Below are 23,989 nucleotides of genomic sequence, written 5' to 3' on the forward strand. Positions count from 1 at the left end.
ATTCTCCTTCTTCCCGAAGCTTTGTTTCAATAAAAAACAACCAGCAAACCCACTGATATTGAGTAAGTTTAGACCTATACAAGCTCAAAAAACCTCCTACTTCTAATTTTCATGAAAATAATCTTACTACTGGGTGAAAATGAACGCAATATAGCTTATTAGACCTCGGCTTTAGGACAAAAAAAGTCCCCAAGTCTTCCTCATTGAGAAAGCATTGGGGACTTCCAAAAATCCTCATTTGCTGTAAATCTATACTGAAACTACTTTTTTACAATCCAATAATTGGTGAACCCTGAAGGAGTCTCCAGGACCACCTTAACCAAGCCTGTATATACATCCTGAACAGGCAAAACCGCCTCAGCATCTTCCAGATCCACCTCCCCGATCAAGAAATAATTATCCAAGCCGCTCTTTCCAAAAGCATCCGTGCTACTCATCCAGACCTTTGCCTTGCCCGCTCCATAGGAGGTCCATGATAAACGTAACTCGCCCTCCTGAAGCGAGGCCTTCAGGTCAGCAGCCTCCAGCTTACCGAGGAAAGAAACCCCGTCTAATTCCATTGCATAGCGTTTTGGTAGGTGTAAACCCATAAATTCAGCCATACTGGGAAGAATATCCACCATCTCAGCTTTTGCCGAAAACCTAGCGTTAGTTTCCGGGAGATTGGTCAATATCCATATCTTTCGCTCCCTCTCACTCTGTCCGCCATGACCATATCCATCCATGGTCCTGCCGTGATCCGTGGTCACCACGAGCATCCACTCCTCATGGAAGTGTTGCTCCCGGTACTGAATGGCCTCCCATACCCTCGCGATCTGGACGTCGGCTTTCTTAAGACCGTCCACCATCTGAGGGCTATTACCATACTTATGACCCATATCATCCGAAAACTCTAGGTACATCCATGAAAGGTCCGGCCCCTCTGCTTTGATATGCCTGGCAGCCTCTGTCGACACCTCCTCATCGATATGGAAAATATATTCTCGGCCGGGGTCATGCGGAAATCGTAAGGTATCCAGCTCGAAACCATCATAATAATAATCGAAAACAAAATTATCAGTTTCGGCCAATCCTGCGCCTACCAGCTTCGTCCTATTGTCCAGCCAGGTGGAATAGATAGCTGCTTTCTTATGCGGATAAGCCTCTTTCATATACCTGAAGATGGTCCAATAGTTATAATTTGGGGCCTTGATGCCATTCCCCCAGACATTATGCTTATTTGCCCAGACACCCGTAAGCAGTGAGTTATACCCTACCGCAGAGATGGTGGGCGTCTGGCTGTACTCTCCCACATCGCCCCCCATGCTGGCCGTGGTGATCCCTCCCAGCTTCGCGATCGCATCAATAGCCGGGGTCGCGACACTATCCAGCACATCCGCCGGTATCCCATCCACGATGACAAATAATACTTTCTTTTCCTTCTGCTGCGCAAATACCTGCAAACCGGCCAATAAAAAGCCAAGGAGTAATAGATTGATTTTCATTATTTATGTTTTTTTATTCTTTTACTTATCAATTATGAAGCGTGCGCTGGGCAGTAACTGCCCAGCGCACGCTCACCTTCCTTAATCCCAGCCAAAAATCTGAGTCAAGTTAGGATTTAAAGTGGTCTCCTGAATAGGAACAGGCCTATAATAATACTTTGGCGTCTCAAAAACCCTCTCTCGAGTATCCGTGACCATGGTCCCTCCGGCAGCTCCTCCAGTCAGGTACAGGTCCACATTGTCTCCGACCTCTCCTGCCTTATAATAAATAAGAAATACACCCAATTCATTTTTTTCTTTATTGTCCCCGGTGGGAATGTCCTGGTCCTTACTTACCAATATCACATCCTCCACCCCATCACCAGTCAGGTCATACTTGCCCAGGCCAGGGAAATACATCCCCTGGGGAATATTTTCCAGCAAGTCACCCGCTGCCCATCTCATCAGATCATCGTAACGGAATCCCTCAAGGGCAAATTCCACTCTGCGCTCTCTTCGGATTTCCAGTAGCGCCCCGACATTAGCACCTGACAGCTGCGGATATTTCGCAGCTAGAAAAGGGTCAGGATTTGCATTAGCGACCCCCATACTCATACCCGGCATTCCTGCTCTTTCCCGAAGGGCGTTGATAGTAATATCCAGATCAGACTGCACCAGCTCTCCAAGCTCTGCCCTGGCCTCCGCAAAAGTCAAAAGCACCTCCGCATAGCGATACACTGGAAAATCCACGCTTCCTACTGCTATATTATCCACGGTATTGGCATAGCCTTTTAACTGATGGTAACCGCTGAAATTTTTATTTAACACCTGAATATAAGGTGTAGTATTGGGAGAACGCAGCCATCCTGGATAAGCGAAGGTCTGGGATAAGCGAGGATCGCGGTCCTGAAATTCCTCCACAAAGGTCTTATTTTGATAGGCCTCGGCATCTGTAAAGCGACTTCCATCCACCATCAAATAAGACCATAACAGATCTCTGGACGGAGACTGTTCATAATCCCCAAAAACAGTATAATTGATGTCTCCGCTTCTGTCCTTATTTACGTCATAGGGATTTGCCAGTATCACTTCCTGATTGCCGAGCAAGTCCAAACTAGAGAATAATGTGGCATAATCCTGCTCAGGACGGCCGGTGGTATAAAGCGAGAAATTCCCATTATCCATTATCTGCTGCGCCATATCTCTGGCTAGCTGCAGAAAAGTGGTTGCTGAAGCTTCCAAGGCTAGCTCCGGATGATACTTCCGATAGGTACCCTCATACAAGGCCACTCTGGCTAGAAAAGCTCTGACCGCCCATACATCGGGGGTGCCCGAAGGAACCGACTCCCGGACATGCTCCACTGCAAACTGCAAGTCCGCCACCACATTTTCTATGACCGTGGCTCTAGGGTCACGGGCTTTGTACAGCTGATCATCATCCGGGTTCAAAGAGCTGGAATACCACGGAAGGTCCGAATAGCGCTTGACCATATTGAAGTAAAACATCGCACGATAATAGCGTGCCAAGCCGGCAAAATGATTCCTGGCTTCCTCACTGGCATCGGCCCTTTCATAATTATCCAAAAAATAATTGATATCTCGAAGACGTCCCCAGCTCCAGCCAGAGGTTAAAGTCTGGGAGCTAGGATCTCCTGTCATCATCGTTTTCACCTCCACCGCTCCAGTGGTCGCCATATTATCACTACTTTGATCCGCATGATAGGCATCATAGGAACTCCTAAGGGAAAGAAGGCCATTTACATACAATTCTAAGTCTTCCTCAGACTTAAAAAACTCCTCCGGAGAGACCGAAGTCTGCGGATAGCGATCCAGAAACTCCTCATTACACGCCCCCAAACCCAACAATAATCCTAAGCCTATATATATTATTTTCTTATTCATGATTTTTAACCTTAGTGATTTATAGATCTATATTTAAACCAAAAGCTAGCTTTCTCTGGAAAGGATAAGCCCATCCATAGCCATCATTTACCGCTTCAGGATCCAGAAACTGCTTGATGGGTGAAAATTCAAAGAGGTTTTCACCCGTCACAAATACCCTCACGCGAGACACATTAATGCGCTCTGTCAGGGCACGGGGGAAGGTATAACCCAGGGTCACATTCTTCACTCTCAAATAGGCGGCATTTTGAAGGTATTTCGTTTGAGAGATATCCAGGCCACTTCCGTAATTATTATCAGCTAGCCATGACTGAATGACTGGAAATTCTGAATCCACATTGGCTTCGGCCAAGCCTGCGTCAATATAAGACTGTGAATGCTGGGCCATAAGAGCGGCATCATCACCTTGGGCTCGGTAAAAATCCAGGTTCCATGGATAGACATTGGCATAAGGCTGCTGATAAGGCCCCCAATACAGATAATGCCTCGGATAATAATCCCTCTTACCCACTCCTTGCAAAAACATCGACAGGTCAAACCCCTTCCAAGCTAGGTCCAAATTGAATCCATAGCGGTACCTGGCACTGGTATTCCCGATGATTTTGAGGTCCTTGGGATCATTGGCACTTTGGCCTTGTTCTATTTTCCCATCCCCATTGACATCGATATACTTCGGCCACCCAGGGACCACCTCTAAGGCACCCCAGGGAACAATGGCAGTCTGGTCGAGTGTAGCGATTTCATCTTCTGACTGGAAAAAACCATCATTGGTCAAGCCCCAGATCTCACCTATTTCCTGACCTTCCCTATAGCTCGAAAACACTCCTGTCTCGTTGTCAAACTTGGTAATATGGGAACGGGAATCAGAGACAATCGCTCTGATACCAAAATCTAAAGGACTCGCCGCATCTCCAAATCGGGTGCGATAACCCAGTGAAAGCTCAAAGCCTTTGGTCTGTAAGTCTGCTGCATTCTGCATGGGAGGGCTGGTCCCCAGTACTCCCGGAAGTTGTACCGGATCTGTCAGCATATCCTTGGTATCTCGAATAAAATAATCGAAGGTCGCCGTCAGCTTATCATCAAACAAACCAAGATCCAACCCTATATTCTTGGTAAGAATCCGTTCCCAGGTATAATTATTAGGATCCACCGCCAATCCTGGCGAGGAGGTAATCACCGTCTGTCGGGCTCCTCCTATCAAATAAGGCGATAAGCCTGTAGGAAGCGTCTGAATGTAACCAAAGTTTGACACCTCCTGATTACCCAGACTTCCGTAAGAACCCCTGATTTTGAAGGTCGGCATCACCTCGCTCATACTTTCAAAAAATGACTCCTGGCTAAGAATCCATGAGGCAGAAACAGAAGGGAAAAATCCCCAGCGATCCACCTTAGGAAACCGCGATGACCCATCATATCTCCCATTGACCTCGAGGATATAGCGATCCTTGAGGGTATAATTAAATCGACCAAACACGCTTCGTGTAGCATAAGTGCTATACGTGGGAGTGATAAAGGAATCCCCAGTGGCCAGACCTATATAAGGCAAGGAAGAAGAAATCAGCACCCTTCTCTCCGCCTCCACGGAGGAATTTTCATAGCTTTCCTGATTATATCCCGCTAGGAAGCCGAAATCATGCTCCCCAAGCGACCTATTATACTTGCCAAAAAGATCGATGATGGTATTGAATATGGTCCTATTTCGCTCCACCACGGATCCTTCACCCCCTTCGGATCTGATATCATCCGGACCAAAACCTATCTCATATTTGGTCTGATCCCAGTGATACCTCCACTGCTCCCGCTTGAAACTCCCTCGGGCTGTAAATGTCAGGTCCCCCTTAAGGAAAACGCCGGTAGCACTCAATATATCCTGAAACCCTATCCTGTCATCCCGGTTACTCCCTCCATCTAGGAGCTCGGCCGCAGCTCTGCCCGTACTATTATTTGCCCATGATCCATCCGGATTGGTCACCACATCCGTTGGCTGTAAATAATAAATATCGGTGAGGCTCTTCGTTGGCTCCGATTGCTCTGTTTGGTACACATTGAGGTTATTATCCAGTTTGAGCCACTTGGAAGGAGAAGCGGTGATTCTAGCCCTTAAGGAAAAGCGCTCCCAGTAATCGGGAGCCAACTTATTCATCCCGTTTTCTTTGGTATAATCCCCGGACAAATAATAGCCTATGGGCAGTTCACCGCCACTATTTCCACTAATTGAAATACTCTGGTTGGTAGAAAAACTGGAGGGATTGAAGAAGTAATCGTACCAATTGTTATTCCCCATATAAGCCCAGCGGCTAGGGTCATTGGGATCCAAGCGAGTATCCTCTACCGAGGGATCATTGGACCGCTCCTTAGCCCACTGGTAATGAGCATCAGAATAATTCACATAATCCCATGGGGTATTATTGGTAGAGGTTTCCAATACCCTCGAGAAGATATAGGGATCGGTAATTGGCTCAGGCAAAACACTAGGCTTACCCCAGCTATAATAACTGTTATAGCTTACTTTTTGACTACCCTCCTTTCCTGTTTTGGTGGTGATGAGGATCACACCGAAAGCGGCTCTGGCACCATAAATAGCGGCTGAAGCGGCATCACGCAGCACCGAATAAGAGGCGATATCGGAGGGATTGAGGCGCAAAAGATCATCATTTGACCCTGCCACTCCATCGATCACTATCAGCGGCCCGCCCCCATTGATGGAGGTGAATCCTCGAATATTGATATCCGGAACCGAGCCTGGCTTCCCTCCCTGGTAGGTGATATTCAGCCCGGGACTCATCCCCTGCAATCCCTGCATAACATTGGCCACGGGACGATTGACGATTTCCTCCCCGGACAACTGGTCCACAGCACCCGTGACATTGATTTTCTTCTGGGTCCCGTAGCCCACGACCACCACCTGCTCCAGCAAGGTCTCCTCCTCCTGAAGAGTAATATCCAATACCGTCTTACTTCCTGCCAGCACTTCCTGACTTTCATACCCTATAAATGAAAACACTAAGATATCCTTAGGCGATGAAACCTTAATGGAATACTCCCCATCTAAATCCGTCACTGTGCCTGTCTGGCTTCCTCTGAGCACTACCGAAACACCCGGAATCGACTGTCCCGAATTACCATCAATCACCTTGCCCCTTAACTCCTGCTGAGCCTGAGCCATCAGGGAAGAGCTAGTGAAGAACACTATCAATACCCATGGGATCGATACCGCTCTTCGTACTTGGAAAAACTTTCGTAAAACATGCTTCATAGAATAACTTGTTTTGATGCGTAATCTCAGAATTTTCACCCTTCGACTAGGCCGGTTATAGAATTTTGTTAGGATATTATTTATTGAACATTCATTCAATATTAAATATTGTAAATTACAAATCAAAAGAATACAATATAAATTATGGAATGATTCGACACTATTTAACATCGTATTAACAATGAAACGCAAAAATTCACAATAAGGAAAAGTTAGAGTAATAAGCAGAACTTACGGCCTATGACAGGGGCTGTCACCTGCTGGTACACTAGAGGAAAGCGCGGTATAGAATAAATTAGAGGAGGTGAAAAATGAGACTTCTGGACTTGATAATTTGGCACAATATTGCTAGGCTTCTAACTTTGACGACATGGGCTTCATTTCCTGAGCTATAGGTCAAAATTCCCTTAGCCCACCGGGAAATCCTTAAAATTTCATACTTAAAAAATCGCTATTGACAAGATCTTTATGTCTATAAACCAAGCCTAAAGCCAAAGAGAGGGAAGTATAATCCTGGATCATTAGTATTTGAAAATCAAAATAAATATATTGAACAGCCATTCAAAATTATATACCTTCAATCAGTCCTAACAAAGGTTTACATTAATTTTTTAAGCCAAAAGACAGAATTAACATTAGAAAAACAATGAAAAGTAGCATATCCACAACGAGAAAAAAAGAGATTATTGAGGGATTTTATACCTTGGCGAGGGAACATGGGTTGGAGAATACCTCCATTGCCAAGATCGGGAAACACCTAGAGATTCCTCCCAGCTTAATCATGCATTATTTCCCGACCAAGGATATACTGATCAGTCATCTGATAGACTATATTCTGGATCAATACCTAAAAATATATGAGCCCGCCATTCAGGAGCTGAAAGAAAAAAAACATGCTGATCCCAAGACATTTATCGATAAGCTCTTCTCTCGAGACTGGAATCTTCTCTTTGATGACGGCGTATTTTACAGTTGCTTTGCTTTGATTTTCAGAAACAAGCTGATTCGTAAAGAATACAGAAAACTTCATGACCGGCTGAGGGAGTTCTTGAAGGACCTATTGGACAAGGATGAAAACCTGAAGGATCGGGATACTAAGGTATTGGCTGAGCAGATTTTTGTAGTGGTGGAAGGAGCCTACTATTACCTCTCCATGCTGGATGATGAAGAAACCTACGAGCAGAAGGTATTGCTCTATAAGGAGCAAGTTTACGACTTACTTCGAAAATAAGCCTTCACTGCCTGTACCAAAGCCAGCAATGCAATTCCTGCCCAAACGGTATTCACCAATACATTGGCCTGATCAGAAAAATGAATGGCATTTACCACCAAACAGATGGCTCCTAGTAAGTTTAGTAGATGGTACATCATCCCATGCTGGCTAAGCTTGCCACTGGAGAGAAGAACATAGGAACTAATAAAAAGCACAGCTCCAATCCAACCGAAAACCTCAAATATCATTCTTTCTTATTCATTTTGCTCTGGCCCAAGGTACTAAAAAACAGTTCCAATACACTAAGGATTAACCCAGGACTGAGATGAATCTTTGACAATCACCTTTTTCGGACCATTGACGAAAGGGCGAAGCTGTTGAAGAAAGCGGAGTACTTCAGCGTCATACCTGGCAGTATCCACTTTCTGCTGAACGGAGGAACGCCAGTTGCGCTGCAAGCCCTGATCCGCATAAGCAAATACCAGCTCTCCTACGCTTGATTCTGGCCTTGGTAGCTCATCCACCCATCGGTACAGGGACTTCGAGATCTCCTGCTTGCCACCCTTGGCAAATGATTTCTTAAGCATCTTCCAAAAATAAGCCTCAGACACCAGGTATGCAGCATGGTGCTTCTTCCATTTTCCCCATAAATTTAGGATCAATTTGATCAACATAAAAATGGCAATCGCCAAACCGAGGCAGGCAAAAATCAACTGCTTCCAATTCAGTCCAAACAAGGAAAAAGGCTGATCTTCGGTCACTTCATCAGTGACTGCGGCTGTTGCCTGCAAGGAATCCTTGAGGGTCAGGAGCATGCCCAGATCAGGGTTTTCCCTGACAATCACCTTCCGCTCAGGCAAGGTCCGCTTATAGAGTTTCTCATTCCGAGCATGATAATAATAATAGGTAATCGCTGGAAAAGTGACGGTCCCAGGCTTCTCAAAGAGGTACTGCACCTGATCCAGCCTGGAGGCACTGATGGCCGTCTTACTTTCCTGATCATCCATCTCACTTCGCAGTGGGTATTCACTGATGCCAGGGATAGAATCCCAGATTGTTGGAGGCACCAAAGAAGCCATGGTCCCCTGGACGGATCGATTGATTTTACGCACCCAGACATCACCCACCTTGGCCGAATCGGCATTGGAAGACCAGTTTTGATTTACCTGCAAACCTGTGGCCACCAACCATTCGTCCCTAGGCACCCCATCTGGGATATGCTTTACACGAATAGACTTAGCCTGAGTCTTGAGCTTTATTTCCCTGCCTTTATACTCCCCCTCTGCCGGAGACTCCACCGTAAGGTCCAAAACAGGAAAGGTTATATTTTCCTCCTTAAATGGAAATACATTATAGATCAGTTCCACCCCCGCATAGGTCTGGCTGTCTTTGGTAAAAGATTTACTTACTGGTCTAAAATAGGTGGTAAAAGCGCCATTCACTTTGATATTACCGGGGTCTATTCCACTGGTAAACCAGGTGGAAGTATAGACCACAATCCGCACCTCCACGGGCTGCCCAAGGTACACTGAAGATCTATTAAGACTGACCTCTGACCATACTTTCTGACCATACACAGAGGACTCCATCACTGCTGGTAGGGCGCACCACAACAGCATTATAAGCCATATAAACCTAGTTTTTTTCATCCTGAAGGTTTTTTGTTTGACTGGACTTCACCTGAAATTCAAATTTCCTTTTCAAGAATAAAGCAGGGTCATCATCTACTTTTCTCATCATCACCTTAGTGGCCATACTTTGTTTCTCCACCCCAATATCCTCGGGCACCTCATCTAATTCCTCTGCCTTATGAATATCAGAATTAACGGTTTCCGACTTCCGCTCCTTTTTCATATCTTCCTCTGTCGCCTCCTGACCTCCACCACCCAGGTCTTCCATATCATTATTTTCGACGGTATTATCCTGACCAGACTCATCACCTGGGGGATCCTCTGCCGAATCGGTGGACATCTTATCGGTATTAGCGAGCATCTTACTTAGTCCTTCCCCTTGCTGCACGGCCTCCTCCATGGAGGGATCCAGTTTTGCTGCCAGGCCAAAGGCTCGTAGGGCTTCATCCAACTGCCCTTCCTGAAAATAAGCTAATCCCAAATTATATTTCCCCAAAGCGGAAGAATCCTCCGTATAGGCATTTATGGCTGCGTTAAAATCGCCAGCCTTGAAATAGGCATTGCCCTTCAGGAGCGGATCCTCATACCTCGCGGCAGCCTCTTCATATTTCCCATCTTTGGCTAATCGCTGCCCCTGATAATCCCGAGTAAACCAAAGGTCATCAAATCGCTCCACCTGTCCACAGGAGGTAAATATCATCAGGATAAGGCCATAGATTACCCATCCTTTTCTGAACCATAGTAAAAAGATAATCATCAGCGGGATGATCAGCCACCAGCCTTGGTCTTGCCATTCATCTGAGCTTTCCTCGGGTTTTTCCTGAAATACCAGATTGGTTTTTATCCTTCCGCTGACCTGTTTTACATCACTGTCATCCAAAGTCAAAGGGATGACTTCCACATAATCCATTGCCTGAAGCTGCTGAAGCACCTGCGTATTCATCGCTGAGTTCACCTTCTTCCCTCCTGCGCCAGACACCGAAGCACCTGTGGGGGTATTTATACAAAGTATATTGGTGGTCATACCTTCCGTCAAACCCATAGAACTGATCAGCTCCACTTCCTCAGAACCAAAGTCATCTGCCATTAATAGAATGGAACCTGGTGCATCCGTCCCCTCGATCATCTGATTAGCCAGCTGAAGTCCCGCCTTCATATCTGCGCCCTGCACAGGCATGATATTCGTTGATAAGCTTTTGATATGACTGCTAATAATGCTGTAATCTCTCGTCAGCGGTACCACCACATGGGCGGTTCCTCCATAGACCACCAGACCAAGCCGGGCCCGGGGATTACTATTGATAAAATCTTCAATTTTCAATTTCGCCCGATCCAGCCGACTAGGCTGAATATCCGTAGCCATCATGCTTGGGCTTATCTCCAAACAGATCACGGCTGAAGTCTCCAGGGACTTTTCGGGTAATTCTTCCTTCTCCCAAGCGGGTCCACTTAGGGCCATCAGCCCAAAGCTAAATCCCAGTACAAACAAGCTCAACATGACTATCCGCTGGGTATTACTCCCCTTGCGGATCACATAAGGCCGCAGTGCGGGAGCGATGAATTTCTTCCACTTATTCTGATCCTGAAAAAAGAATAAACTGAGCCCGAACAATAAGAACATCGGTAAGAATAACCATAAGTATTCTGGACGTAAAAAGTGAAATTCACTCCAATTGATTCCAAATAAAGGCTTATCCATTTGCTCCTCCTTCCTTTTTTAGCCGTCTAAGGGCCAAGGAAATCACTCCTATAAGCATTTCTAACAGCATCAGAGCCAAGGCTAATCCCAAAGGATATGGATATAAGAGCTTTAGTGGCTTATTGGTCATTTCCTCATATTCTATGGGTTCGAGACGGTTGATTTCCTCATATACTTGCTCCAGGCTGTGGGTGTCCATCGCCAAGAAATATTTTCCTCCCGTCATATCCGCGATTTCCTGCAAGGTCTTTTCATCCAAATCCCCTTTCTTGGTCTGTGGGTCACCAATACCAATCGTATAAATAATTACCGAATCCTGAGCCGCCAGGTCTGCCGCATCCAAGGGCAATACATCATCTCCGGCATCGACCCCATCGGTCAGCAGCAGCATCACTTTCTCGGGAATAGTATCCTTATCAAATAACTTCCGCCCAAGCGCTATGGCCTTGCCAATATGCGTCATCTGTCCAGCCATACCCACATCTGCCTCCTCTAGCAGCTGATCCACTGTGCTAAGATCCGGGGTAAAGGGAGCCTGAATATAGGCGCTGGACCCAAAGAAGATCAAGCCCATCCGATCGCCCTTTCGCTTAGGAATAAAATCATGCAATAAAGACTTAACGGCATCCCAACGACGCACCTTTTTATCTCCTACCTGCCAGTCAGGAGTGGCCATGCTAAAGGAGATATCTGCCGCAATAAGAAAACTTCTCGAGGTCTTAACCTTCATCTCTGGCTCACCCACCAATCTGGGTGAAGACAGCGCCGCTACCAAACATACCCATATCAATATCACCAATACCCAGGATACAAAGCCTCTTTTCTTCACCAATGCACCGACTCTAGGCTTCTGCTTCGTCTCCTCCACCACCACGGCATACGTAGGAAGAGTTAGGGAGGCGCTTTTCATCCGTAACCTAGGGAAAAGCCAATACACCAATAGAGGTAATGGCAATAAGGCAAAAGCCCATAAATATCCTATTTCAAAATTACCTTCCATGTGTCCTCAGCCATTTAACTGCCTCATCTCTTGCCTTAGAACTCATGCTTCTTTCCAGGGAACGGGAGGTATAATAACTATTCAAAATAGCCTCTTCCATTTTAAGAAATTCCACTCGATCACCTGTCTTATCGAGAAATTGTAACCATCGACTTCCGTCAAGCATAGCTACTTTATCCCTTCCAAAAGTTATAATTGCTGTCTTTTTTAATTCTAACATCAACTTAAATGCAAACTCATTATTATCCTCAATATTTAGCACCGTGGCAATCGCCTGTCTGCGATAGTGATTTTTCTTATAGCGATGGATAAAATAATATACGCTCACTATAATTAGCCCCAGCAACACTACAGCTAAGATCTTCCAGCCTATGGTGTCAAAATGAAAAACTAGTTCCTCAGGTTCTTTCAACTGCGCAGATTGCAATTGTTTGATTACCGCCAGGGAATCCTGCATTAAAGTATCGCTCTCTTGTCTAAAACTAATCATCTCACCAGCCTTTTATACACTTCTTTCAACTGGACCTCCAGTGGATCCACGGTATTCAGCTGCACGATGGGCACTCTATGTTTGCTCATCGCAGCAGCAAAATCATCATAATCCTTCTGCTGGCGCAGCTTGATCTTATCCGCCATCTGCTTGCCTTCATAATCTACCTGGTGCTTCTGATCACCTATTACTATCGTCTGATTAGGAAGCCTCCATTCCAGAGGATCAGATACTTTTATCATCAGCATATCATTATGCTGGGCGATCTGAGCGGAAAACCGTAATACCTCCGGTGAATACCGAACAAAATCACTTATCACCACCACCAAATAATCATGGGTGACGGTGTTTTTAATTTTTTTGAATACCTCCTGCAGCGCCTGGTCTATGCCGGGCGTCTGGGGGCTAGCCAATTCCCTATTGCGAATCACAATGCGTTCAAAAAATTTGAGAATATTCGTTCTATTTCGCTTAGGCAAGACGATATCTACTCCTTGATCAGCAAACACAATTCCTCCTACCCGATCACCCTCTTTCAGTGTTTTTAAGGCTACCAAGGCGGCGGATTGGGCGGCAATGACGGATTTCATATAGCTCTCTGAGCCGAAGAACATGGACTGTGACTGATCAACAACGATCAATACAGGCTTTTCTTTTTCTTCGGTAAACACTCTGGTATGCGTTTTCTGGGTGCGGGCGGTTACTTTCCAGTCGATATTACGAATATCATCTCCTTTTACATATCCTCTTACTTCCTCAAAGTCCAAGCCTCGCCCTCTCAATGAAGACGCATGGCGCCCTCCCAAAATGCTCTTCACCCTTTTTTTTCCGGATGTCCTAGCAAATTGACTTGCATAGCGTTCCATTTTCAGCAATTCTTCCAGAGAGACGAAGATTTTTTCAGGGAAGTGATTGGCTTTATCTTTCATAGGGCAAGATTTAGGCCACTACAGCTACTTTTTTGAGGATCATGTCCAGGACCTGATCAGCATTTATTCCCTCTGCGTGGGCTTCGTAAGTAAGTATCAATCGATGTCTCAGGCAATCGTGCAGCACTGCTCTTACATCCTCAGCAGACACGAAATCCCTGCCTTCCATATAGGCATGGGTTCTGCTGGCACGGTCTATCGCAATGGTCCCCCGAGGACTGGCGCCATAGGCTAGCCAAGTCGCCAGCTCCTTATCATACTTATCTGGATATCGGGTGGCAGACACTAGGTCCACGATGTACTTTTCCATAGGCTCAGCTATGGTCACTTTAGCGATTGAGTCTCTAGCCTGAAATATCACGGAGGCATCCAATCGCTCCGCTGCAGCCTCAGCCTCTGCATGGGTTTGCTCACCTCTGTTCAGCCTCATAATGGCCAGTTCGGAGGCATCATCAGGATAATCAATGATCACATGCATCAGGAATCGATCCATTTGCGCTTCGGGCAAAGGATAGGTTCCTTCCTGCTCCACGGGGTTTTGGGTCGCCATCACCATGAATAAGGGATCCATAGGATACGTCTTACCCGCTACAGACACTTGCCTTTCTTCCATGGCCTCAAGGAGGGCGGACTGCACTTTGGCAGGAGCTCTATTGATCTCATCGGCCAAGATTAAATTACTAAAAATAGGACCTTCCTGAAACACAAATTTCTCCTCCAACTCCGGCTGGTAAATTTCTGTTCCCGTAATATCAGATGGCAGAAGATCGGGTGTAAACTGGATTCTGCTTAGGCCACAATCCAGCTCGGAGGCTAGCGTCTTGATGGCCCTGGTTTTTGCCAATCCCGGCAGGCCTTCCAAAAGCATATTGCCATTGGCGAGTAATACAAGAATAAGCCGATCAATCAGGGCTTGCTGACCGATTATCGATCCGCCCATACGTTTCCTTAGTTGCTGAATGGCTTCCCACGAGGAACTTTTAGATTCTGTCATATTATAAAATTATTCTTAGGCCAAAAAAACCAGATTGCTATACTTACTTGGCAGGAAACACCTGCTTAAAATCATTTTTCATATCGACCACAAGCCATCCTTTTTCGTCGGCTTCGACCAAGGCAGTTTCGAGGTGGCCTGAAGCCGTATGTTTCTCATAGGCAAATTCTCTTTCTGCATCCGTATGCCTTAGCAACATGCAAAAAGATCGATAGTTTGAGGAGCTGGTATATTGCAGCATCGCCTGATCTCCATCGCTATTTCCCGCCGCAAAAATGGGCTTCTTGCCGATAAATCGATGAATAGCTTGGGGTTTGCCGCCTTTATCATCTATATATAAATTGCCTGGCACCTTAGAAAGGACAGGCTTGCCATCGACCACTTCATATTTCACCTCGCCATAGCTTCCTATCACCTGATAAGGTGGGATGCCATACTTCTCCTCAGCCCAGACGCGCATAAAATCCGCTCCTCCACCACTGACGATAAAAGTCTCAAAATCATGCTCACGCAATACATCTAAAAGCTCCAACATGGGTTGGTAAACCAAGTCTATATACCGTCGTTCAAATTTCTTATTTGTAGCCGTATCGGCCCAATTACGAACACTGGCATTAAATTCATCTTCGGTTCTGGAATTATGTGTATCCTGCAGGAGGGCCACCAGTTCCTTCATTCCCATGGATTTCAACACCTCCATATTGCCATTGACCAGGTCAGAATATATTTTGTTTTTGGCCCATTCTGGATGGTCCTTCCATTGGGCTTTTAGCATATCAATGGTAAATACGAGCTGATTGGGGAATGGCTGCTCGGGCCATAATGTGCCATCATTATCAAAAACGGCAATTCTATCGTTAACAGGAACAAAATCACTTGACTGATCATCGGTGACACGGTTCAGCCAAGTTAATATCTTTTGTCTTGGCTCTGCTTGCCAAGAGGCCAAACGCATGGTTTGACCAGTAATTTTTGGATTGGAACTAGGTTCTTCAGCCGTAGGGACATCACTCGGAGTTCCTTGGCAAGCGGAAAATATAAGCGCTATTATAACAGGTAAAAAATGAATTTTCATCTTGGTCATAATTATATGGTGGAGCTGAATACAAAGATAAAAAAAACTCCCTAGTACATTTCGACTAGGGAGTTGAGATGATTATTGAGCTCTAGGATTGCCTCGAGTCATTTGATCTACGACTTTGTCAACAGACAGAGAAGACCCTAATACAGGAGGATAGTCCTTAAACGTTTTTAAGAAATTAGTTGCAAGCGCCTGAGCAGGCACAAACATCCACATATTGTCAGCATACCAACGGGTATATAGAGCGGCTTTCCAAGAAACCTCATACGGATCGGCACGAAGGTTAATAACGATTGGCCAGCTTGGAGACTTTCTGTAAGCTTCTGCAATAGAACCTTCCATAATCGTAAAGTGAAGCTTGAAATCGTTAAATCTAATGGCATTAAGATTGCCACCTGCATCAAAATAGAATATCTCTTTACGAGGAGATTCAGCTTCTTCACCTTTGAAGAAAGGAAGCAGATTGTACCCATCCAGGTGAGCATTGAAGTTTTTACCATTTGCCTGGTAACCGTTCAATAATTTTTCTTTTACCTTAGGCTCGCCAGCGGCAGCTACCAAGGTAGGCATCATATCTTCATGAGAGAAGATATCATTATATACTGTACCCGGCTCGATTACGCCTGGCCATCTGATGGCGCAAGGTACTCTGAATCCACCTTCCCAGGTCGTTCCTTTTTCACCTGCAAATGGAGTGCTTCCACCGTCAGGCCATGTGAATTTCTCCGCACCATTATCAGTAGAATACATGATGATAGTGTTATCGATAATTCCCAATTCCTCCAGCTTAGCCAAAACAACGCCTACAGCCTTGTCATGCTCCACCATACCATCAGGATAAAGACCAATGCCTGTTACCCCTTGACTTTCCTCTTCCAGGTGAGTCCATACGTGCATCCTGGTTGAGTTTAACCATACGAAGAATGGTTTCCCTGCTTCATGCGCACGCTCAATAAAGTCAATGGCAGCCTCGGTAAATTCCTTATCCACGGTTTCCATTCTCTTTCTAGTCAAGGGACCAGTATCCTGAAGTCTTCCATCAGCATAAGAGTGGATCACACCACGAGGACCAAATTTCTTTCTAAACTCAGGATCCTTAGGATAGTAATAACTTTCCGGCTCTTCCTCAGCGTTTAGGTGATATAAGTTTCCGAAGAACTCATCAAAACCATGATTTGTAGGCAAGTGCTCATCTCTATCTCCTAAGTGGTTTTTACCAAATTGCCCGGAGGTATAGCCATGTGGCTTCAATAACTCAGCAATAGTGGGTTGATTTTCCTTGATACCCTGCTCAGAACCTGGCATACCAATAGTCAAAAGGCCTGTTCTGAAAGGGTGCTGACCTAGGATAAATGCAGCTCTACCAGCAGTACATGATTGCTGCGCGTACCAGTCGGTAAACATGGCGCCTTCTTCAGCGATTCTATCAATGTTTGGAGTCTTATACCCCATCATGCCATTATTATACATGCTGGTATTGGACCATCCTACATCGTCTCCCCAGAGAACGAGGATATTGGGCTTATCCTGCGCTTCCGCTAGGTAAGGCATTGATAAGCCAATTAGACAAGATAAAATAATTTTTCTCATAGATAAATAAGTAAATTGAACAAAATCAAATTATAAAACTATGCAGTAATCAAAAACTACTGCAGTGAACATGTGGGCTTAATAAAATGAATTTATGAACTCCTAAGCAACGATTCATCCCATAGGCTTTTCAACTATGCAATGCCCATTGACCCTTCTAACAACAGAAAGCAAATTTTAAGGTTTAATACCATTTGGACCAGTTTTTATTCCCTAGTTGATATTAAAAACGGAAATAATATAAAGGCATTGAATCCTAGCGAAAGGAGTCAATGCCTTAATCAATTAATTATTTTCCTTTTTGGCCTTCTGTCATTGCCTTCATCACCTCTTCCAGGTTGAAGGAAGCTGGGCGTTGTCTTGGAGGGTACTGCTCGAATGAATGAATCATTTGTGCAGCTATACTCTGTCCTGCAACGGCCGCAAACTGCACCATACCTTCCATCCATTCATAATAGGAATTGGCATTATGCTGCGCTTTTTCGAATGGATCCATTCTAAGGTCAAATACCAATGGAATACGCAACTGAACAAATGGATACATCCACACCCCAAATTTGGAAGATTGCTGCTCCATAAACACCAGTTTCCACCGGTCATAACGCATTGCTACTAGCTGCCCATCATCACTCCAATAGAAGAATTCGTGTCTCGGCCAGTTGCTTTTACCATATTGATCTTTCTCAATGGCTTTCTTTTCGGTAAGGAATGGCAAAATATTATACCCATCCAAATGCACCTTATAGTTTTTATTTCCAACCTGATGGCCGGCCTTTAACTCTTCCTTGATATTATCATCTCCCACCGCAGCCATCAGCGTTGGCAGCCAATCATTTCCTGCGACGATCTCATTGATAACGGTTCCACCCGGGATATTTCCAGGCCAACGAATGACACATGGCACTCGGTATCCACCTTCCCAGTTGGTGTTTTTCTCTCCTCTGAAAGGGGTGATACCACCGTCAGGCCACATATTGAAGTGAGGGCCATTATCCGTAGTATAGATAACAATGGTATTGTCGGCTACTCCAAGTTCATCCAATTTCGCAAGGATCTTCCCTACCTGATCGTCATGTTGCATCATGCCATCAGCATAAAAATTTAAGCCAGACTTGCCTTGGTATTCTCCAGGTACGTGAGTGACATAGTGCATTCTTGTGGTGTTGAACCAAACAAAAAATGGCTTATCATCATCCACTGCACGATCCATAAAGCCTGTGGCAGCATCCAAAAATTCCTGATCCACAGTCTCCATACGTTTTTTGTTCAATGGGCCAGTATCTTTAATACTCCCATCAGCAGAACTTCTAATCACCCCTCTAGGGCCAAATTTCTTGCGGAATTCTGGATTTTTAGGATACTCAGGATTTTCTGGTGTCTCCTCCGCATTTAGGTGATAGAGGTTTCCATAAAACTCATCAAACCCATGGTTTGTTGGAAGAAACTCATCCAAATCACCAAGGTGATTTTTACCAAACTGGCCAGTAGCATAGCCGTGTGGCTTAAGTAATTCGGCCAAAGTTGGATCTTCAGATTGGATGCCCAAAGTAGATCCCGGTACGCCTACTTTAGTCATTCCTGTACGCACTGGCATCTGGCCAGTGATAAATGCCGCTCTACCGGCAGTACAGGATTGCTCCGCATAATAATCGGTAAAAATAGCTCCTTCAGCAGCCAGTTTGTCAATATTAGGCGTCCTATAGCCCATCATTCCTTGGTTATTATAACTAAGGTTCCAAAACCCAATATCATCTCCCATTATCACAAGGATATTGGGCTTTTCCTGAGCAGATACTACCCCCGACATAATAAGGCCCATAAAAAACAGTAAAAATCTTTTCATTCTAGAAATTGATTATATACAAAATAATTAACTCAATATAAATAACTTTAAAAAACCTCAAACAGACTAAAAACATAGCTTATTATCTGCCAAAATTCACGTAAAATTGGCAATACCTACACTTAAAAACAAGGCCGAGCGGATTAAAGTAAATTAAATCCTGCCTATATCTAAAAATTCATCTTCCTTCAATAGCTTATTTTAGATCATTTCAAGGCCCATTTTACCAAAATGAGAACCAAATGCCAGGATCATACACGAGATGACCGCACCAATGGCGATGGCGATAAATGACTTTAGCGGTGGCAACTTAAAAATAGCCGCAGCGATGGTACCCATATAGACTCCTGTGAATGGAAGTGGGATCATCACAAAGAACATTAATCCCCAGAATCCATACTTCTGGATCTTATCCCCCACCCCGGTTTTTGCTCGGCGCATCAGCTTTACCGATTGCGATTTATAAGGTCTATATTTCCATAATTTGGAGTCAAAGGTGTTGATTAGGAACATCAATATGGGAAAGACCAGCAGGTTTCCTGCCAAGCCCACCAATAAGGCCGTAAGGGGACTAAGTCCGTTAATTATTCCGTAAGGAATGCCCACCCGAGATTCTCCAAAAGGAGAAAGGCTTATAAGAAAGGTATGTATGATAATCGAGAACATAATTTTTAAGTCCGGTAAAATGCTGCTGAAGAACACAATAATGAATGTATCTCAGTTTTCAAACAACATGGTAATAGTGTGTGTTTGGAGATGGGTAATAAGCTCCTCTAAATTTGAAGTACGAATGCTTGGGTAATTAACAAGCTGGTGGGCCACGGGAGTAGGTAGCCAGCTGAGGGATAGATCCCCCGCCTACACTTAGGTGAATATAAAAAGCTTTTTTGTGTGCAGAATAACCCGATTTGAGTGATTCAGTAAGCAGAATTAGTTTTTTGCCAGGGTGATGCTCCAGATCGTTCCAATCCTTAGCGGCAAAAGTAGCAGGTGAAAGCTGCTCGGTCAGGGTGGACCAGCTGGTAGTTTCCCGATTGAAATCAATCAATAGAGACTCCTCAAGCGATTTTTTGACAGAATGCTCCTCTGCTTCGCCTATCAAATAGGTGAAGAAGGTGAGTCCAAAAAGGACCATTAATATTTTGGAACATTTATTCATTGCTGCGAAACTAGAAACTTTTGAAATAAAAAGCATCATTTACCACCGATTATACGCAAAAAGTGCACCAGTAGTCACAATACTTCTACTATTAATCCAAAATAATTATCAACACCATAATTCAGCTTCATGGCTATTCGCCTCTCACCCATCTATAACCGTAAAAAGGCTATTCACAGCTTCCCAAAAAGAAGTTGTGAATAGCCTTTTAATTCTATCTTAATATATTTCATCAATGTATAAATGATCCCCCACCAGCCATGGGATGAGGGCGGAGATACTCAACCTTGGTAAGGTCGAACCTTCAGCTTTTCAAGGCTTGGCTGCGGACTTTCTCCACTTCCTCAGGTGCGATGGCCACTGAATTACCCAGCAGGGTAGAGCCATCTGCATTGATCACAAAATCTTCCTCCACTCTTATTCCTCCAAAGTCCCGGTAAGTCTCCAGCTTATCATAATTGATAAAATCCTTAAACTTACCATCCGCCTTATTGAGGTCTATCAATTCGGGAATAATATAGATCCCTGGCTCCACAGTAATGACATTATTTTCTTCCAGCTCTTTGCCTAATCGCAAAGATTTCAAGCCAAACACAGTTGACTTCTGCAATTCAGGCGTATAGCCTACGTATTGCTCCCCAAGGTTTTCCATATCATGCACATCCAAGCCCATCATATGGCCCAAACCACATTGGAAAAACATGGTATGTGCCCCGGCATTTACGGCTTCCTCTGCGTCTCCTTTCATTAGACCCACTTCCTTCAGCCCGCTCACCAGTGTTTTGGCGGCTATTAAGTGTACATCAATAAACTTCACTCCTGCATGCAGGGAATCCACCGCAGCACGATGAGCCCTGAATACGATCTCGTATAATTCCCGCTGGCGGCTATCAAAGGTGGCACTCACTGGAAAAGTCCTAGTCATATCCCCCGCATAAAACTCAGGCGACTCCGCCCCACAGTCAAAAAGTACGATATCACCTGCCTCAATGGTATTTCCATAATAATGATTATGAAGCGTCTGCCCATTGATGGTGGCTATAGGAGGAAAAGAAAGCGAAACATTATTCTCGGCAGCTATCCTTCTAGCCACTGCTACTAACTCATACTCCTTCATCCCAGGACGAGCTGCTTTCATCACCGCCAGGTGAATGGCTGAGGTAGTGGTCACCGCCTTATTCATCTCCACGAGTTCTTCCGGAGCTTTGATATTTCGCTGCGCCGCTATTGCTTTGATCAAAGGTATAGAAGCCATGGAACTCACTTCTTCCACCGATTTACTCAGAATCTCTCGAAGCTTGAGCGTATGCTCGCCCCGATAAGGAGGCAAAATATGGACCTTGGCGTTAAGCTGTGCACTTACCTTTGCCAATGGGAAGGTGGATTCCACTCCCACTTTTTCTCCTAGCTCCCGCAAGGTCGGCTGAGGACCGGTCCAGACGATATCATCAATCTGATAGTCATTGCCAAAAAGGTAATCCTGATCGCCATCACAGTCCAGCACTCCAATAAGCCCCGGAATGGAGAGCCCAAAATAATACAAAAAGGTGCTATCCTGCCGGTATGGGTACCAGTTATGGGCAAAATTGATGCTTGCCTCATCATTCCCTAATAATAAAATTTTCCCTGAACCTACTGTGGCTCTAAGCTTCGCTCTTCGGGCTTTATATATCTCTATGTCAAACATTATAACTGGGTTTAGATTTTTAATTCCTTAAACAAAAAACTAGTACATACCCTCTTTATTTGCCTAAAGAGGATTCTTACAAAGTTCTCAAACTAAAAGAATCAAACAAAAAAAGCACAGTCTTTTATTACTGTGCTTTTTTTATAAAATGGGCTATCCCTTTTATATAAGTATCAGAATGAAATATCATATTGTACCCTAAACCGCCACTGGGAGATCTCCCTTGAGAGCGTCAATTCATCAAAATCAAAATAGGTGACATCTGCAGTCAACTTGTTCAGGTGTTCATTAAAGAAGCAATTGAACGCCACACCATATTCCTCTTGTGAATTTTGGGGTAAATTTACTCTTGGCTCATAATAGGAATATCTTCCCGCCAACTCAAACAAAGGCCTTCCTTGCTCTTTTGCCTGATGATTGAGGACATATCCTCCCTGTACATAGAAGCCTTGCAGCTCGGTATGGATATTATTCTCATGATTTAATATATACTTTCGATGAACTTCCGACTGCCAGCTAAAGGATTTGTACTTAAGGGCTGTTTCCCAAACCCATTGTTTTACCTGGTATTGACCGTTGGTGCCGTCTTCGAATCCCACCAATTCCCCGCCACCGCTGGAGGAAAATCGTGTATAAGGACTGGTATTGGTCGCGGCAGCAATTGCCAGGGAAGCATGAGGCCTTTCATAATGCACGAGGTCCGAGCCAGATATATCTACGCCGTCGCCGAGCACATTCCAAAACACCTTCCCCACATACATAAGTTTCTTATCATCATTCTCCTTAGCTCCTAACCCTGTCCCTGTAAGTACGGATAGGTGATAATTGAAGTCTGCCAATCCCCCCTGATCGATCCTACCAAAGACAGACACTCCCTGCTGACGATCCAGGGTAAAGGCGCGATTGATGAGAGATCGCTCAAGCATTTGTTGCTTGCCACTGGAGATCGAGCGCTCTCTAGTGTATTCTATTTTCCACTGGCCGGCCTTAAATTTCAGCCAGGGCCACTTCTCCACCATCACCCGAAAATCCAATAGCCTGTTGACGCTTAAGTCATATTCAAAATAATACTTGAGCCAGGGCTGGTAGGCATGTCCCCCCACCTTTAGCCTTGCCCGATTAATTTTAAATACATTTTGGTCCTCAGACGTAAAGTCATTATAGGTCTCGGGATCCTGATCCATGGGAGTAGCAAACCTTAACTGTAAGCGACCAGCGACCTGCAGCTGAAATTTGTTATCCGCTGAGGTAAACTGGAATCCTTTTGAAGTATGTCTAATATCTGTCCTAAGACTGTCCTTGGCAAGCTCCTGGAATCCATAGGCTGGCACAGCAAACAGCATTATCAACAAGGCATAGACATACACCTTGCCTAATTTCATAAAGCAGAAATCTAATAATATTGTAAAACTAAGAAAATTTATAATCCTATCCCCTCAAGTTCCTTGCATTTCCTGAGAATAATAGGCTGATTATAGGAAGGGTAAGCCCTTAAATCAAGCCGCAAAATTACTCTTTTATTATTTAGGGTAAACAAGGCAAGTGTTAAGCTTTTGTTATGTTAAAGTTATCAAACACATCTTAAAGGTAATATTTCTGGCCATTTTATTTCTAAAATGTTATTTATTAATCAATTATAGCTCACCTATACAGTGCACTCGATGATATCAACCAAGTACTTAGGAGCTGCTTTTGGCAGTATCGTAAAGAAGCCATCCCGTGCGCAGTGGGGCCATATTGGAGCGCCCAGCGAAATGCCGAAATAATTATAACGGCAATATTATAGCTCACAACCGAGCTATCCTGGAAAAGAAAAACCTACCCTTTAAGACTGTCCTTCTCAACAAATAATGTGCCCGGCTAGCTTTAACTTTTTAAGAATTACATCCTTTTCCCTGAGCAAAAGCCTATAAAACCAGAGGAGGAAGGTAATTATAATCCTGATATTACCCCCTAGCAATACGCCTTGCAGAGGGCCTGGGGAATGCTGGATCACTGATATCAAAAATTAAAAAATTTCCTTGAGGTATTCTATCGGTCAACATTATCCAG

General features: G+C 44.6%; 18 protein-coding genes. 1 reads left to right on the forward strand and 17 read right to left on the reverse strand.

The features are described from left to right. Positions 1-260: 260 nt before the first annotated feature. The 3 genes from B050_RS0109920 to B050_RS0109930 form a co-directional block, all read right to left on the reverse strand. Positions 261-1,484: an alkaline phosphatase family protein gene (locus B050_RS0109920; RefSeq protein WP_018473763.1), complete on the reverse strand. Its 1,224-nt coding sequence runs from the start codon at positions 1,482-1,484 to the stop codon at positions 261-263. A gap of 81 nt (positions 1,485-1,565) precedes the next feature. Beyond that, a complete protein-coding gene (locus tag B050_RS0109925; RefSeq protein WP_018473764.1) occupies positions 1,566-3,365 on the reverse strand; it encodes a RagB/SusD family nutrient uptake outer membrane protein in 1,800 nt (599 codons plus the stop codon). A gap of 19 nt (positions 3,366-3,384) precedes the next feature. Further along, positions 3,385-6,621, reverse strand: a complete 3,237-nt coding sequence (locus B050_RS0109930; RefSeq protein WP_044202222.1) for a SusC/RagA family TonB-linked outer membrane protein — start codon at positions 6,619-6,621, stop codon at positions 3,385-3,387. Positions 6,622-7,267: 646 nt separating this feature from the next. Here B050_RS0109930 and B050_RS0109940 point away from each other — a divergent pair. After that, positions 7,268-7,852: a TetR family transcriptional regulator gene (locus B050_RS0109940; protein ID WP_018473767.1), complete on the forward strand. Its 585-nt coding sequence runs from the start codon at positions 7,268-7,270 to the stop codon at positions 7,850-7,852. Here the strand turns inward: B050_RS0109940 and B050_RS0109945 are convergent. The 14 genes from B050_RS0109945 to B050_RS0110010 all read right to left on the reverse strand — a co-directional run bounded on the left by B050_RS0109945 (position 7,831) and on the right by B050_RS0110010 (position 23,319). Next, complete coding sequence (locus B050_RS0109945) at positions 7,831-8,082, reverse strand: CBU_0592 family membrane protein (RefSeq protein WP_018473768.1); 252 nt, start codon at positions 8,080-8,082, stop codon at positions 7,831-7,833. The genes B050_RS0109940 and B050_RS0109945 overlap by 22 nt on opposite strands. Before the next feature lie 54 nt (positions 8,083-8,136). Beyond that, on the reverse strand, positions 8,137-9,483 hold the full coding sequence (locus B050_RS22220; protein WP_083923262.1) for a BatD family protein: 1,347 nt from the start codon (positions 9,481-9,483) through the stop codon (positions 8,137-8,139). Next, complete coding sequence (locus B050_RS0109955; protein WP_018473770.1) at positions 9,470-11,164, reverse strand: vWA domain-containing protein; 1,695 nt, start codon at positions 11,162-11,164, stop codon at positions 9,470-9,472. Before B050_RS0109955 ends, B050_RS22220 begins: the two co-directional genes overlap by 14 nt. Then, the gene (locus tag B050_RS0109960) at positions 11,157-12,164 is read right to left on the reverse strand and encodes a VWA domain-containing protein (protein WP_018473771.1); all 1,008 of its coding nucleotides are present in this window, start codon (positions 12,162-12,164) and stop codon (positions 11,157-11,159) included. Before B050_RS0109960 ends, B050_RS0109955 begins: the two co-directional genes overlap by 8 nt. After that, positions 12,154-12,654 (reverse strand): DUF4381 domain-containing protein, encoded by a 501-nt coding sequence (locus B050_RS22225; protein ID WP_018473772.1) that lies wholly within the window; start codon positions 12,652-12,654, stop codon positions 12,154-12,156. Before B050_RS22225 ends, B050_RS0109960 begins: the two co-directional genes overlap by 11 nt. Continuing rightward, entirely contained in the window at positions 12,651-13,583 is a 933-nt protein-coding gene (locus tag B050_RS0109970) for a DUF58 domain-containing protein (protein ID WP_018473773.1), read from the reverse strand. The genes B050_RS22225 and B050_RS0109970 overlap by 4 nt, the downstream gene beginning before the upstream one ends. A gap of 10 nt (positions 13,584-13,593) precedes the next feature. Next, a complete protein-coding gene (locus tag B050_RS0109975; RefSeq protein WP_018473774.1) occupies positions 13,594-14,577 on the reverse strand; it encodes an AAA family ATPase in 984 nt (327 codons plus the stop codon). A 43-nt stretch (positions 14,578-14,620) separates the two neighbouring features. Beyond that, a complete protein-coding gene (locus tag B050_RS0109980; RefSeq protein WP_229802498.1) occupies positions 14,621-15,652 on the reverse strand; it encodes an HAD family hydrolase in 1,032 nt (343 codons plus the stop codon). Positions 15,653-15,733: 81 nt separating this feature from the next. After that, positions 15,734-17,209 (reverse strand): arylsulfatase, encoded by a 1,476-nt coding sequence (locus B050_RS0109985; RefSeq protein ID WP_018473776.1) that lies wholly within the window; start codon positions 17,207-17,209, stop codon positions 15,734-15,736. 328 nt (positions 17,210-17,537) lie between these two features. Then, positions 17,538-19,091, reverse strand: coding sequence for an arylsulfatase (locus tag B050_RS0109990; protein WP_018473777.1), 1,554 nt, complete (start codon positions 19,089-19,091; stop codon positions 17,538-17,540). 201 nt (positions 19,092-19,292) lie between these two features. Beyond that, positions 19,293-19,757 carry a COG2426 family protein gene (locus tag B050_RS0109995; RefSeq protein ID WP_018473778.1) on the reverse strand — a complete coding sequence of 155 codons (465 nt, stop codon included), beginning with the start codon at positions 19,755-19,757 and terminating at the stop codon, positions 19,293-19,295. Positions 19,758-19,893: 136 nt separating this feature from the next. Next, positions 19,894-20,250 (reverse strand): hypothetical protein, encoded by a 357-nt coding sequence (locus tag B050_RS0110000; RefSeq protein WP_157492692.1) that lies wholly within the window; start codon positions 20,248-20,250, stop codon positions 19,894-19,896. A gap of 304 nt (positions 20,251-20,554) precedes the next feature. Further along, the gene (locus B050_RS0110005; RefSeq protein WP_018473780.1) at positions 20,555-21,937 is read right to left on the reverse strand and encodes an aminopeptidase P family protein; all 1,383 of its coding nucleotides are present in this window, start codon (positions 21,935-21,937) and stop codon (positions 20,555-20,557) included. A gap of 173 nt (positions 21,938-22,110) precedes the next feature. Further along, positions 22,111-23,319: an OprO/OprP family phosphate-selective porin gene (locus tag B050_RS0110010; RefSeq protein ID WP_018473781.1), complete on the reverse strand. Its 1,209-nt coding sequence runs from the start codon at positions 23,317-23,319 to the stop codon at positions 22,111-22,113. Positions 23,320-23,989 lie beyond the last annotated feature (670 nt).

The organism is Echinicola pacifica DSM 19836 (genome assembly GCF_000373245.1).
Lineage (GTDB): Bacteria > Bacteroidota > Bacteroidia > Cytophagales > Cyclobacteriaceae > Echinicola > Echinicola pacifica.

What these genes read in the sequence shown, in the direction of transcription:
- B050_RS0110010 (WP_018473781.1), bottom strand. Translation starts at nt 23,319, where the DNA reads ATGAAATTAGGCAAGGTGTATGTCTATGCCTTGTTGATAATGCTGTTT.
- B050_RS0109945 (WP_018473768.1), bottom strand. Translation starts at nt 8,082, where the DNA reads ATGATATTTGAGGTTTTCGGTTGGATTGGAGCTGTGCTTTTTATTAGT.
- B050_RS22220 (WP_083923262.1), bottom strand. Translation starts at nt 9,483, where the DNA reads ATGAAAAAAACTAGGTTTATATGGCTTATAATGCTGTTGTGGTGCGCC.
- B050_RS0109995 (WP_018473778.1), bottom strand. Translation starts at nt 19,757, where the DNA reads ATGTTCTCGATTATCATACATACCTTTCTTATAAGCCTTTCTCCTTTT.
- B050_RS0109970 (WP_018473773.1), bottom strand. Translation starts at nt 13,583, where the DNA reads ATGAAAGATAAAGCCAATCACTTCCCTGAAAAAATCTTCGTCTCTCTG.
- B050_RS0109990 (WP_018473777.1), bottom strand. Translation starts at nt 19,091, where the DNA reads ATGAAAAGATTTTTACTGTTTTTTATGGGCCTTATTATGTCGGGGGTA.
- B050_RS0109985 (WP_018473776.1), bottom strand. Translation starts at nt 17,209, where the DNA reads ATGCCTTACCTAGCGGAAGCGCAGGATAAGCCCAATATCCTCGTTCTC.
- B050_RS0109975 (WP_018473774.1), bottom strand. Translation starts at nt 14,577, where the DNA reads ATGACAGAATCTAAAAGTTCCTCGTGGGAAGCCATTCAGCAACTAAGG.
- B050_RS0109955 (WP_018473770.1), bottom strand. Translation starts at nt 11,164, where the DNA reads ATGGATAAGCCTTTATTTGGAATCAATTGGAGTGAATTTCACTTTTTA.
- B050_RS0109930 (WP_044202222.1), bottom strand. Translation starts at nt 6,621, where the DNA reads ATGAAGCATGTTTTACGAAAGTTTTTCCAAGTACGAAGAGCGGTATCG.
- B050_RS0109920 (WP_018473763.1), bottom strand. Translation starts at nt 1,484, where the DNA reads ATGAAAATCAATCTATTACTCCTTGGCTTTTTATTGGCCGGTTTGCAG.
- B050_RS0109960 (WP_018473771.1), bottom strand. Translation starts at nt 12,164, where the DNA reads ATGGAAGGTAATTTTGAAATAGGATATTTATGGGCTTTTGCCTTATTG.
- B050_RS0109925 (WP_018473764.1), bottom strand. Translation starts at nt 3,365, where the DNA reads ATGAATAAGAAAATAATATATATAGGCTTAGGATTATTGTTGGGTTTG.
- B050_RS22225 (WP_018473772.1), bottom strand. Translation starts at nt 12,654, where the DNA reads ATGATTAGTTTTAGACAAGAGAGCGATACTTTAATGCAGGATTCCCTG.
- B050_RS0109940 (WP_018473767.1), top strand. Translation starts at nt 7,268, where the DNA reads ATGAAAAGTAGCATATCCACAACGAGAAAAAAAGAGATTATTGAGGGA.
- B050_RS0109980 (WP_229802498.1), bottom strand. Translation starts at nt 15,652, where the DNA reads ATGAAAATTCATTTTTTACCTGTTATAATAGCGCTTATATTTTCCGCT.
- B050_RS0110000 (WP_157492692.1), bottom strand. Translation starts at nt 20,250, where the DNA reads ATGAATAAATGTTCCAAAATATTAATGGTCCTTTTTGGACTCACCTTC.
- B050_RS0110005 (WP_018473780.1), bottom strand. Translation starts at nt 21,937, where the DNA reads ATGTTTGACATAGAGATATATAAAGCCCGAAGAGCGAAGCTTAGAGCC.